Annotated in this window: 11 protein-coding genes; 7 read left to right on the top strand and 4 right to left on the bottom strand. The window is 61.8% G+C overall.

The genetic code is table 11. The annotated features are described in order from the left end of the window. Positions 1-3: 3 nt before the first annotated feature. The gene (locus IHQ71_RS09480; RefSeq protein WP_258161723.1) at positions 4-1,218 is read right to left on the bottom strand and encodes an NADP-dependent isocitrate dehydrogenase; all 1,215 of its coding nucleotides are present in this window, start codon (positions 1,216-1,218) and stop codon (positions 4-6) included. 461 nt (positions 1,219-1,679) lie between these two features. Between IHQ71_RS09480 and IHQ71_RS09475 the strand changes: the two genes are divergently transcribed. The 6 genes from IHQ71_RS09475 to IHQ71_RS09450 all read left to right on the top strand — a co-directional run bounded on the left by IHQ71_RS09475 (position 1,680) and on the right by IHQ71_RS09450 (position 6,233). Further along, a complete protein-coding gene (locus IHQ71_RS09475; protein WP_258161722.1) occupies positions 1,680-2,270 on the top strand; it encodes a hypothetical protein in 591 nt (196 codons plus the stop codon). Continuing rightward, positions 2,267-2,788, top strand: a complete 522-nt coding sequence (locus tag IHQ71_RS09470) for a hypothetical protein (protein ID WP_258161721.1) — start codon at positions 2,267-2,269, stop codon at positions 2,786-2,788. Before IHQ71_RS09475 ends, IHQ71_RS09470 begins: the two co-directional genes overlap by 4 nt. A gap of 69 nt (positions 2,789-2,857) precedes the next feature. Beyond that, entirely contained in the window at positions 2,858-3,661 is an 804-nt protein-coding gene (locus tag IHQ71_RS09465; RefSeq protein ID WP_258161720.1) for an RNA methyltransferase, read from the top strand. Next, positions 3,654-4,448 (top strand): glutamate racemase, encoded by a 795-nt coding sequence (murI, locus tag IHQ71_RS09460; RefSeq protein ID WP_258161719.1) that lies wholly within the window; start codon positions 3,654-3,656, stop codon positions 4,446-4,448. Before IHQ71_RS09465 ends, murI begins: the two co-directional genes overlap by 8 nt. Positions 4,449-4,483: 35 nt before the next feature. Next, positions 4,484-5,278, top strand: a complete 795-nt coding sequence (locus IHQ71_RS09455) for an AraC family transcriptional regulator (protein WP_258161718.1) — start codon at positions 4,484-4,486, stop codon at positions 5,276-5,278. Positions 5,279-5,342: 64 nt separating this feature from the next. Further along, positions 5,343-6,233 carry a DMT family transporter gene (locus tag IHQ71_RS09450; protein WP_258161717.1) on the top strand — a complete coding sequence of 297 codons (891 nt, stop codon included), beginning with the start codon at positions 5,343-5,345 and terminating at the stop codon, positions 6,231-6,233. A gap of 3 nt (positions 6,234-6,236) precedes the next feature. On the opposite strand, the gene IHQ71_RS09445 is transcribed toward IHQ71_RS09450, so the two are convergent. The 3 genes from IHQ71_RS09445 to recA all read right to left on the bottom strand — a co-directional run bounded on the left by IHQ71_RS09445 (position 6,237) and on the right by recA (position 11,525). Beyond that, positions 6,237-7,487: a GGDEF domain-containing protein gene (locus IHQ71_RS09445; protein WP_258161716.1), complete on the bottom strand. Its 1,251-nt coding sequence runs from the start codon at positions 7,485-7,487 to the stop codon at positions 6,237-6,239. A 123-nt stretch (positions 7,488-7,610) separates the two neighbouring features. Then, positions 7,611-10,268 carry an alanine--tRNA ligase gene (alaS, locus tag IHQ71_RS09440; RefSeq protein ID WP_258161715.1) on the bottom strand — a complete coding sequence of 886 codons (2,658 nt, stop codon included), beginning with the start codon at positions 10,266-10,268 and terminating at the stop codon, positions 7,611-7,613. A gap of 171 nt (positions 10,269-10,439) precedes the next feature. Continuing rightward, positions 10,440-11,525 carry a recombinase RecA gene (gene recA, locus IHQ71_RS09435; protein ID WP_258161714.1) on the bottom strand — a complete coding sequence of 362 codons (1,086 nt, stop codon included), beginning with the start codon at positions 11,523-11,525 and terminating at the stop codon, positions 10,440-10,442. Between the two features lie 232 nt (positions 11,526-11,757). Between recA and IHQ71_RS09430 the strand changes: the two genes are divergently transcribed. Beyond that, on the top strand, positions 11,758-12,696 hold the full coding sequence (locus tag IHQ71_RS09430) for a carbohydrate kinase family protein (RefSeq protein WP_258161713.1): 939 nt from the start codon (positions 11,758-11,760) through the stop codon (positions 12,694-12,696). Positions 12,697-12,727 lie beyond the last annotated feature (31 nt).

Here is a 12,727-nt window from a genome sequence, read left to right as displayed (position 1 = left end):
GTCTCAGGCAGCCATCGCCTTCTTGAGGTTTTCGTCGATCTTGTCGAGGAAGCCGGTGGTCGAGAGCCAGGGCTGGTCGGGACCGATCAGCAGCGCCAGGTCCTTGGTCATGAAGCCGCTTTCGACGGTCGAGACGCAGATCTTCTCCAGCGTATCGCAGAACTTGGCGAGTTCGGCGTTATCGTCGAGCTTGGCGCGGTGCGCGAGGCCACGGGTCCAGGCGAAGATCGAGGCGATGGAATTGGTCGAGGTTTCCTGACCCTTCTGGTGTTGGCGGTAATGGCGCGTGACCGTGCCGTGGGCGGCTTCGGCTTCCACGGTCTTGCCATCCGGCGTCAGCAGCACCGAGGTCATCAGGCCGAGCGAGCCGAAGCCCTGTGCCACGGTGTCGGACTGCACGTCGCCGTCATAGTTCTTGCAGGCCCAGATATAACCGCCGGACCATTTCAGCGCTGAAGCGACCATGTCGTCGATCAGGCGGTGTTCGTAGGTGATGCCGAGCTTGTCGAAATCGGCCTTGAACTCGCTCTGGTAGATTTCCTCGAAAATATCCTTGAAGCGGCCGTCATAGACCTTGAGGATGGTGTTCTTGGTCGAGAGATAGACCGGCCAGCCACGCATCTTGCCGTACATCAGCGAGGCGCGGGCGAATTCCTTGATCGATTCATCGAGATTGTACATGCCCATGGCAACGCCTGATCCGGGCGACTTGTAGACTTCCTTCTCGATGACCGAACCGTCCTCGCCGACGAACTTCATGGTCAGCGTACCCTTGCCGGGGAACTTGAAATCGGTCGCCTTGTACTGGTCGCCAAAGGCATGGCGGCCGACCACTATCGGCTTGGTCCAGCCCGGAACCAGGCGCGGCACGTTCTTGCAGATGATCGGCTCGCGGAAGATCACGCCGCCGAGGATGTTGCGGATGGTGCCGTTGGGGCTCTTCCACATTTCCTTGAGGTTGAATTCCTTGACGCGCGCCTCGTCGGGCGTGATCGTCGCGCATTTGATGCCGACGCCGTATTTCTTGATCGCGTTTGCCGCATCGACCGTCACCTTGTCGTTGGTGGCGTCGCGGTGCTCGACCGAGAGGTCGTAGTAATCGATGTCAAGATCGAGATAGGGATGGATCAGCTTGTCCTTGATCAGCTGCCAGATGATGCGCGTCATCTCGTCGCCGTCGAGATCGGCGACGGGGTTTGCGACCTTGATCTTGCTCATGGAATTTCCTCTTTCCTTGGGTGGCCGCGGCGTGGGAAGCGCGCCGCAAATAGGCGGATGGCTTGCCTATAACATCGACAAACCGGGACGCAAACGGGATATTCGTTTGGAGCCTTTCTTTGTTGAACGGATACAGTTCTGCCGGGACAGATTTTCGTCAGGACCAAGGCGATTGGCGAAGGTCGTACCAGATGTACGGCCGAGCCGATCGCCTCTGAGCCTGGCGGAAAGATGCCCGGCCCTTCGGGTTGGCTGAAACGGGCCGCCTGATCGACCGGCCGGCTTGGCCGTAGATCTGGCTACGACGCGCGCCGGCCGGTCGACCATCCGACTCCGCTTGAAGCCAACAGAACTGTATCCGGTCAACAAAGAAAGGCTCCCACCATCGAATTGACGGAATTTCTCGGCCGTGTTCCACGTCTTGCATCACAGGGCGGGAATCACCCGGGAAGGAATTTTCCATGAAGAAGGCGTTAGCAATCGCCATCGCACTCATATCGGCGACACCGGCCTGGGCAGGACCCGACGAGCCGGTGAAGGCGATCATGGATCTCGCCACCCAGCTCTGGAGCGACAAGCCGCCCGAGGGCAAGGACTATTTCGACAAGGACCACATCGTCCTGTTCTCGAAGGATTTTGTTGCCGCTTATCGTGAAGCCGAGAAATATCCGATCTACGACGAGGGCGGCGGCCCGTTCGGCTATGACGTGATCACCAACAGCCAAGACGGCTGCCCGCTCAAGGATATGGCCATCGTCGCCGCGCCGGAATCTGCTGGCGTCAGCGACGTGAAGGCCACCTTCAAGCTTATGAGCTGCTATGCCGAGGATCCCGGCAAGGATGCGGTCTCCGAAGTCCATTTTGATGTCGTCACCGAGGACGGCAAGCCGGTCATATCGGACATCCATCGCGTCATCGACGGCAAGCCGGATTCACTCGTCAAGGAGATGAAAGAGCTTGCCAAGACCGGCGCAGAGACGCCAGCCGAACCGCCAACCGCGGACGATCCAAATCAGAACCCAGAGCAGCAACAGGAATCGCAACCGCAATGAAGAGACTTGGCATTTTCTCGCTGGCACTTTTGATGCCGCTTACCGCCTTCGCCGCGTCGCCCGAGGACCCGGTCAACCGCATCATGGATGTCGCCAAGGCCCGCTGGGAGACCAATGAAGGAACGACAGCGGGCTATTTCGATAATCTTGACGGCGACTTCAGCAAGAATTTTGCCGCCACCTATCGCGAAAATACGAAATATCCCGCCTATGACGAGGGCGATACGCCGTTCGACTATGACGTGATCACCTCAAGCCAGGACGGTTGCCCGCTCAAGGATCTCACCGTGTCACCGACGGGTGATGCGAATGACCCAGCCGTCGTCGATGTCCGCTTCAAGCTTTGGACCTGCGCGCCCGATGCCGAGAGCCAGGGCAAGGTCAATGAGCTGAAGTTCGACGTCGTGACAGAAGGCGGCAAGCCGGTGATATCGGACATTCATCGCCTCAACGAAGGCAAGTGGGATTCGCTGGTCGCGGAAATGCAGGACAACATCGAGCGCGGCAAAAATCCGTAGTGGGAATTGCCGGATGCATGCCGGATGTGCGAGTGAGTGCGGGAAACATCTCTTTATCTGGAATAACTGATGTCCGGCACCAATTCCGAACGCGAACTGATCACCGGCGGCCCGGTGATCGTGCTTGTCGAACCGCAGCTTGGCGAGAATATCGGCATGGTCGCCCGCGCCATGGCGAATTTCGGCCTGTCCGAGCTTCGACTCGTGGCGCCACGCGACGGCTGGCCGAGCGACAAGGCGCGTGCGGCCGCCAGCAAGGCCGATCATGTGATCGATGGCGCCGTGGTCTATGAAACGCTCGAAGCAGCGCTGGCCGATCTTAATTTCGTCTATGCTACGACCGCCCGTGTGCGCGATGGCTTCAAGCCGGTACGTTCGCCGATCGTCGCTGCGGAAACCCTGCGTGCGAAGTATGATGCCGGCGAGAAAGTCGGCATCCTGTTCGGGCGGGAAAAATCCGGCCTCTCGAACGAGGACGTGGCGCTTGCGGATGAAGTCGTCACCTTTCCCGTCAATCCCGCCTTCGCCTCGCTCAATATCGCGCAAGCCGTGCTGCTGATGTCCTACGAGTGGATGAAAACAACCATGGCGTCGAAGGATGAGACGCCTTTCCAGGCCGTCGATCAGACGCCCGCCACCAAGGACCAGCTCTTCGGCCTGTTCGACCATCTCGAAGAGGCGCTCGATGCGCGCGGCTTCTTCCGCCCAGTCGCGAAAAAGCCGAAAATGATCGACAATCTCCGCGCCGTTCTCTCCCGCCGCGCTTTCACCGCGCCTGAAATCAAGGTGATGCGTGGAATTATTTCCTCCCTCGACCGGTTCAGCCGCAAGCATCCGCGCGGCACTGGCAACCCGGATGATTTCGATGACTGACGCGCCCAAGCCCATCCTTGTGTTCGATAGCGGCATCGGGGGGCTGACCGTGCTGCGCGAACTCCGGGTGCTGATGCCCGAGCGCAATTTCGTCTATGTCGCCGATGACGCCGGCTTCCCTTACGGCAACTGGGCCGAGCCGGAACTCCGCGTCCGCATCGTCGAGCTTTTCGGCCGGCTGCTGGACGAGTTGACGCCGGAAATCACGGTGATCGCCTGCAACACGGCGTTCACGCTGGTCGGCGCCGATCTTCGGGCCACATACCCCGGCCACACCTTCGTCGGCACCGTGCCGGCGATCAAGCCCGCCGCCGAGCGCACCCGTTCGGGCCTGGTCTCGGTGCTCGCGACGCCCGGCACGGTCAAGCGCGCCTATACCCGCGATCTCATCCAGTCTTTCGCCAGCCAGTGCCATGTGCGGCTGGTCGGCTCGGTCGATCTCGCCCGCATGGCGGAAGCCTACATCCGAGGAGAAACGGTCGCCGATGCCGAAGTAATGGCCGAAATATCGCAATGCTTCTACGAACAAGATGGTGCCAAGACCGATATCGTCGTGCTGGCCTGCACGCATTATCCCTTCATGGCCAATGTCTTCCGCAGGCTGGCACCCTGGCCGGTCGATTGGCTCGACCCAGCCGAAGCCATCGCGCGCCAGGCCCGCCGTCTGGTTCCACTAGATGAGAGCCTGCAGCCGGAGCACCATGCCGACCGCGCTATACTCACTTCGGGCAAGCCGGATTTTTCGACGCGGCGCCTGATGCAGGGGTTTGGGTTGAGCGTGTATTGATTTAATCTGCCACCCTGCACCGGCAGATCGAGGCCATGACCCAAGGCGAATTCAGAATCCTTCGAACGACAACACCCGGCGTCACCGCCGTGGTGGCATCGTCGCGGCATTCCTTCGCCAAGCATACACATGATGAATTCGGCATCGGCGTTATCGAACACGGCGCCCAGAAGTCCCTGTCCGGGCGCGGCATGGTCGAGGCCGGCGCTGGTGATCTGATCACCGTCAATCCCGGCGAAGTGCATGATGGCATGCCGATCGGGGACGAGGGACGGACATGGTCCATCCTCTATTTCCGGCCCGAGTTGGTGGCCGAAGCGGCCGCCGATGTGTTCGAGGAAGACCGGCAGGCCGAGATTAGCCATCCGGTCATGGCCGATCCGCTGCTTGCAAGCCGGTTTCGCGGCCTGTTCCGAATCTTGACCTCGATGCCCGATGCAGGGCTCGCGGGAGAATCCGGGCTGCTGGACATCGTGGCGCGTGTCATTTGCGAACGCCGCGCTCCCGTGGTCGTCTCTCCGGATATTCGCCACGCTCGAGCAATGATCGACGACGATCCGGCGGCCGGCCATACCTTGACCGGTCTTGCGCGCGAAGCCGGGTTGAGCCGATTCCAGTTGCTGCGCGCCTTCGAGAAAACCACCGGCCTCACCGCGCATGCCTATATCATCCAGCGCCGCGTCGATCTCGCCCGCAGGCTGATCGCCGATGGCGTCTCACTGGCCGGAGCCGCCGCATCCAGCGGATTCTCGGACCAGAGCCATATGACCCGCATTTTCATCAGCAAATACGGCATCTCGCCCGGCAGGTTCGCCAGCGCCATCAACTGATCCTGCAATTTCCTTCAAGACACCCCAGCCGCGCCGACATACCTCAGGCAAAACGAGGTGATCGATGTCGGAAAAAATCAAGGGCTATTTTTATCTTATCGCCGCCATGGCAACGGTAGGCAGCACGGTGATTGCGAGCAAGATCATCGCTGCGGGCATGCCGCCATTCACCGCCACGGCGCTGCGCTTTGCCATGGCACTGCCGGTCTTCATTGCAATCATGCTTCTCACGGGCAAGCGCCTGCCGCGACTGTCGCGCCGCGATTGGCTGCTGGTCGTGTTCCAGGCGGTCGCGGGAAGCGTCGGCTACACGACGCTGCTGATCTCGGGCTTGAGCCTGACATCGGCCGCCAATGCCGGTATCATCATCGGAACCTTGCCGGTGGTTTCAGCGGCGATCGCCATCCTGCTGCTTGGTGAGCGTCCCCGGCCCGGCATCTATCTCGCGATCGCAATCGCCGCATCGGGCGTGCTTGCTATCGTGCTCCAGCCCGATGAAGGACAGTCGTCCCTGGTTGGTGACATCCTGATTTTCGGGGCCGTGCTCTGCGAAGGGCTGTTCATCCTGATCAACAAACGGCTACGCACGCCTGTGGAACCGCTGGCGCTTTCGACCCTGGTGACCGCCTTCGGGCTGATCGCCTGCATCATACCGGCAGCTCTGGAACCACACGTCAGCTCGATTGAGATCCAGCCTGCGCTCTGGGCCATAGCGTATTACGCACTTGTCCCGACCGTCGCCGGATTTCTCATCTGGTACGCCGGCGCGCGCCGCGTGTCGGGTGCCGAGGCCTCCGTCTTCACGTCAGTGGCGCCGGTCTCGGCCGTTCTCATGGCAGGAACATTTCTCGGAGAGACAATCTCGCTCAACCATGTGCTTGGTACCGGCTGCGTGCTGGTGGCCGTTCTCGGTCTCGGCTTGAGTGAGATCAGGGCGCGCAAGAGGCCGGCGTGAGGCTCAGGCTCGTTTCACCTGCATTCGCACGCCTGTGCGGCTCAGCCTGGATTCCGCGAGGCCGACGCGGCTTTCCTGGCCGGCTTCGACGATCCTGTGCATGCGCATGGCGAGCGAGAAGAAGCGCAGGCGGTTCCGGCCCTCGTCCTTGGCGATATAAAGCGCGCTGTCGGCGGCCGCCATCAGGTGGTCGAAATCCTGGCCGGCATCGCGAATCGAAGCAACGCCGACGCTGATGGTGATGCGGATCGGATTGCCCATGAAGGGAATTTCCAGCGCCTCGACGCCCGCGCGGATAGACTCGAAAAACTCTCCAGCCTGCCGGTCGGTGACGTCGGGCACGAAGATGCCGAATTCCTCACCGCCCAGGCGACCGAAAACCATACCGGGTTCCAGCCGCTGCGTGACAAAGGCGCCGAAGGTCTGCAGGACGCGATCGCCGCCCATATGGCCGAAGGAATCGTTGATCGACTTGAAGTGATCGAGGTCGATCACTGCCAGCACACCCTTCGCCTGCTTGCGCGCCATCAGGTCCCGCGTCTCGGAGACAAAGAAGCGGCGCGTTGCGGCGGAGGTCAGGCTATCGATCTCCGCCGCCAGTCTGTAGCGCCGTTCGGCGCGTTCCTTGATCAGCATGGTGAAGACGAAGGCGCTCAGCACGGTGAGCGCGAAACCCTCCAGCGCGAAGGCGACCAGCCAGGGCGCCTGGATGTGCCCATCCGCTTCCGTCGCCGGGTAGAGCACCCCAGCCACAATCCGCGCGACAAAGACGACGCCGTGCGCGCCATAGATCACGACGGTCGCCACAAACGTCGGCAGCCGTTCGGTCTGCCACCCCCGCCATGCCGTACGGACGATCGTGACGCTATAGGTCGCCATGATAGAGGTCAGCACGACGATGCGGTAGGTGATTTCCTCTCGAAAGACCTCCAGGCCCGCATAGCATCCCGTCCAGATGACGGCGCCCGCGAAGAGCGGCAACAGCTTCGGCCGATCGCCGGAAAAGACGGCGAAGCCAGCGGAGACGAGCGATATGGTCATGATAACGAAACTATTGCCGATGCCAATGGCGAACCAGGCCGGGGCCACCGTGCGGCTGGCTGCAACCGACACTGCCAACACCCCCATCCACATGGCAACCGCCCACCAGCGCGTCGCTTTTTCCTTGGTGTCATGGGCCGAGAGCAGCGTCAGAGCCACGGCGACCATCAGAAAAGTGATAGCAGTGCAAATGAAGATTGTCGGGACGCTCAAGACGGCATTCAAGATTGCAACTCCCAGCTATGGGAACTGTATACGCCGAAAAGTTTAACAAACGGCGAAACGAACCGCCATTCGTCAAGTATTTCAGGCAATTGGCATGCCGGAAGGCCGTGCTCAGCCGAGCGCGGCTGCAACCGCTTCGAGTGCCTCGTCGGCTTTCGTACCATCAGGGCCGCCGGCCTGAGCCATGTCCGGCCGGCCGCCGCCGCCCTTACCGCCAAGCGCCTGGGATGCGACACGGACAAGATCGACGGCCGAGAAACGGCCCGTCAGGTCGTCGGTAACGGCCACGACGGCGCTTGCCTTGCCATCCTCGGACACGCCGATCAGCGTGACGATGCCGGAACCGGCAGTCTTCTTGCCTTCGTCCGCCAGGCTTTTGAGATCGCGCGGCTCGACACCGGTAATCACGCGGCCGAGGAATTTTACGCCGTTGACGTCGCGCACGCCCTGCTCCGCCGAAGAACCGCCGCCGCCCATGGCGAGCTTCTTCTTGGTGTCGGCGAGTTCGCGATCGAGCTTGCGGCGCTCGTCCATCAGGCCCTCGACACGGGCGAGCACGTCGTCCGGCTGGACCTTGAGGATCGAAGCGAGCTGCTTGACGCGCTCGTCCTGTGTCGAGAGATATTCGCGTGCCGCCTCGCCGGTCAGCGCCTCGATGCGGCGCACGCCGGCGCCCACGGCACTGTCGCTGAGAATACGGATCAGCCCGATATCGCCGGTCTCGCGCACATGGGTGCCGCCGCAGAGTTCCACGGAGTAAGGCCTGCCGGATTTCGCGCCGCGCTTGGCGGTGCCCATGGACACGACGCGCACCTCGTCGCCATATTTCTCGCCGAACAGCGCCATCGCGCCCTCGGCGATCGCGTCATCGACGCTCATCAGTCGCGTCGAAACCGAGGCGTTCTGCACCACGACGTCGTTGGCGATCTCCTCGACTTCCTTCAGTTCCTCCGCCGACATCGGCTTGGGATGCGAAACGTCGAAGCGAAGCCGCTCGGGCGCCACGAGCGAGCCCTTCTGCGCGACATGGGTGCCCAACACCTCGCGCAGCGCCTCATGGATTAGATGGGTGGCGGAATGGTTCGCACGGATCCGGCCGCGGCGGGCGTGATCGACCTCGAGCGTCACCGGATCGCCGGCCTTCAGCGTGCCTTCGGTGATCTCGGCCGAATGGACGAAAATGCCCTCACCCTTCTTCTGGGTGTCGGTGACGATCGCGCGGCCGCCTTCGAAGACGATGACGCCGGCATCGCCCATCTGGCCGCCGGACTCGCCGTAGAACGGCGTCTGATTGACGACGACCTGAACCTTGTCGCCGGCATTGGCTTCGGTGATCTGCTTGCCGCCAACGACCAGCGCCTGCACGACGCCTTCGGCGCGCTCCGTCTCGTAGCCGAGGAATTCGGTCGCACCGTGGGCGTCCTTCAGCTCGTACCAGACGGTCTCGGTTGCGGCGTCACCAGAGCCCGACCAATTGGCGCGTGCCTCGGCCTTCTGCCGCTGCATGGCCTTCGAGAAGCCCTCGGTATCGACGCCAATGCCCTTCTGGCGCAGCGCATCCTGCGTGAGGTCGAGGGGGAAGCCATAAGTGTCGTAGAGCTTGAAGGCGGTATCGCCATCAAGTTCGGCGCCCTCGCCCAGGCCGCCGACCGCATCGTTGAGGAGGCCGAGACCACGCTCCAGCGTTCTGCGGAAGCGGGTTTCCTCGAGCTTCAAGGTCTCGGTGATCAGGGCCTCGGCGCGGATCAGCTCGGGATAGGCGGCGCCCATCTGCAACACCAGCGCCGGCACGAGCCGGTACATCAGCGGATCGCGCGCGCCGAGCAACTGGGCGTGGCGCATCGCCCGACGCATGATGCGGCGGAGCACATAGCCGCGACCCTCATTGTTCGGCAAAACGCCGTCAGCGATCAGGAAAGCGCTCGAGCGGAGATGGTCGGCGATGACGCGGTGGCTTGCGCGACGGTCGCCCTGGTCGTCCACGCCTGTTGCCTCGATCGAGGCCTGGATCAGCGCCCGGAACAGGTCGGTGTCGTAATTGTCGTGCTTGCCCTGCAGCAATGCCGAGACGCGCTCGAGGCCCATGCCGGTATCGATCGACGGACGCGGCAGGTCGATCCGCTCCTCTTTCGTCAGTTGCTCGTACTGCATGAAGACGAGGTTCCAGATCTCGATGAACCGGTCGCCATCTTCATCGGCGGAACCCGGAGGGCCGCCCCAGATATGCTCGCCGTGATCATAGAAGATTTCCGAGCACGGGCCGCACGGGCCGGTATCGCCCATGGCCCAGAAATTGTCCGATGTCGGGATGCGGATGATGCGGCGGTCCGACAGTCCGGCGATCTTCTGCCAGAGGTTAAACGCCTCGTCATCGGTATAATAGACCGTGACCAGCAGGCGGTTGCGGTCGATGCCGTATTCCTTGGTGATCAGGTTCCAGGCAAGCTCGATCGCGCGCTCCTTGAAATAATCGCCAAAGGAGAAATTGCCGAGCATTTCGAAGAATGTGTGGTGGCGCGCGGTGTAACCAACATTGTCGAGGTCGTTGTGCTTGCCGCCGGCGCGGACGCATTTCTGCGCGGTCGCGGCGGTCTTGTAGGGACGGCTTTCGAGGCCGGTGAAGACATTCTTGAATTGCACCATGCCGGCATTGGTGAACATCAAGGTCGGGTCGTTGCGCGGAACGAGCGGCGAAGAAGGAACGACCTCGTGCCCGTTCTTCTTGAAGTAATCCAGGAATGCCGACCGGATCTCGTTCACGCCACTCATAATATGCCTTTCAAACCTTCTAGACGCCGCAATAGGCGCCATTTTGGACACCGGCTTTTATCGCCCGTGCTTGACCATGTCCAGAAAAACAAAGCCCGGCGCGCCGGTTTCGGCGGCGGCCGGGCTGGGTTGTTTCGATGCGCTTATACGCACCGCTTCCAACGGTGTCGATCAGGCGTCGGGCGAGTCCACATCGGCCTCTGGCGAGCCGTTCTCCAGGAAGCGGTCGGCGATCAGGCCGGCATTTTGGCGCAGCGCCAGTTCGATCTCGTTGGCGAGATCCGGATTTTCCTTGAGGAAGGTCTTGGCATTCTCGCGGCCCTGCCCGAGACGCTGGCTGTTATAGGAGAACCAGGCCCCGGATTTCTCGACGATGCCGGCCTTAACGCCGAGATCGACAAGTTCGCCATTCTTGGAGACGCCCTCGCCGTACATGATGTCGAATTCGACCTGCTTGAAGGGAGGTGCGAGCTTGTTCTTGACAACCTTGACGCGGGTCTGGTTGCCGATGACTTCCTCGCGCTCCTTGACCGAGCCGATGCGGCGGATGTCGAGGCGGACGGAGGCATAGAATTTCAGCGCGTTGCCGCCGGTGGTGGTTTCCGGTGAACCGTACATGACGCCGATCTTCATGCGGATCTGGTTGATGAAGATCACCATCGTGTTGGAACGCGAGATCGATGCGGTCAGCTTGCGCAGTGCCTGGCTCATGAGGCGGGCTTGCAGGCCGGGCAGGCTGTCGCCCATCTCGCCTTCGATTTCAGCGCGTGGCGTCAGTGCCGCGACCGAATCGACAACGAGCACGTCGATCGCGCCGGAACGGACCAGCGTATCGGTGATTTCGAGCGCCTGTTCGCCGGTATCGGGCTGCGAGATCAGCAGGTTTTCGAGATCGACACCCAGCTTGCGGGCATAGACGGGATCGAGCGCGTGTTCGGCATCGACGAAGGCGCAGATGCCGCCCTTCTTCTGGGCCTCGGCGATTGTCTGCAGGGCAAGCGTGGTCTTGCCCGAGCTTTCAGGACCGTAGATCTCGACAATGCGGCCCTTCGGCAACCCGCCGACGCCGAGCGCGATATCGAGGCTGAGCGAACCGGTGGAGATGGTTTCGATCTCGATGATGTTCTCGTTCGAGCCGAGGCGCATGATCGATCCCTTGCCGAACGACCGTTCGATCTGGGAGAGCGCCGCGTCCAGTGCCTTGCTTTTGTCCACCGATTTGTTGTCCTCTACCAGTCGCAGCGAATTCTGAGCCATTTGGTCCACCTTTAAGTTATCGGAGCCGACGAAGCAATGTGTCGATGAAGGTTGTGTACCCTATTTGTTCTCTTATTGCAAGTGGGTCTTAAATTATTGAACTTATGGGTCAATCCGATGCGTGTTCTATTTTTGTTTTCGCAATCCCCGCAAGGGTTTATCAACAGGCGCACTTGCTTCTTTTTGCCCCGGGGCGATATGGATGATTCGAGTGGCAGACGGAATTTTTGGCATGACTGACATCCTCGTTCTGGGCGGCGCCCATATCGACCGGCGCGGATTTTCTGGTGACACGGCGCCGGGCGCGTCGAACCCCGGCATGTGGAAGGAAGAGGCCGGCGGCGGCGCCTTCAACTGCGCGCGCAGCCTCTCTCGCCTCGGCCACCGCGTGACGCTGATCTCGCCGCGTGGCGGCGATTCCGAGGGCGAAGCGGTCGCGTCAGCAGCGGAAGCCGCCGGCATCATCGACCGGCCTTTCACCTTTCTCGACCGCCGGACGCCGACCTATACGGCGATCATGGAGCGCGACGGCAATCTGGTCATCGCGCTGGCGGACATGGATCTCTATCGATTCTTCAGCCCCAAGCGGCTGGCCGTGCGACAGGTTCGCGACCAGTTCGACGATGCCGCGTTCGTTCTGACGGACGCCAACCTCCCCGCCGAGACGCTTGCGGCACTGACCAAGGCCGCCGCCGAGAGAAACCTTCCGGTCGCTGCCATCGGCATTTCGCCGGCCAAGGTCGTGCGATTCCAGGACCTGCTCGACCGGCTCGACTATCTCTTCATGAACGAGGCCGAGGCGCGCGCGCTGACTGGAGATACGCCCGCCGACCATCGCGCATGGCCTGCGATCATGCGGGCTAAGGGTCTCAAAGGCGGCGCAATCACGCGCGGCGGTCGGGAAATCGTGGCCTGGGACGAAACCTCGCAGGCATCGCTGCTGCCGCCGCCGCTCGAGGTGATCGGCGACGTGACCGGCGCGGGCGACGGTTTTGCCGCGGGCTTCCTGCATGCGCGGCTGGAAGGTGGTACGCTCGGCGACGGCATCGTGCATGGCGCGGCTTCGGCACGCCTGGCACTCGCCAGCGAAATGGCAACGGCCGAAGATCTCACGCGCGATCTGCTGATGAACACCCTTCCCCTTGTGCCGTCAGCCGAAATCGTGTTGTAAGCCGCCAACCCCGATATTTCAGGATCGACCG

It is taken from the genome of Rhizobium sp. TH2, assembly GCF_024707525.1.
Taxonomy (GTDB): domain Bacteria; phylum Pseudomonadota; class Alphaproteobacteria; order Rhizobiales; family Rhizobiaceae; genus Rhizobium_E.
Note: the sequence above shows the minus strand (reverse complement) of the source record. Positions and strands in the feature narration are given on the sequence as shown.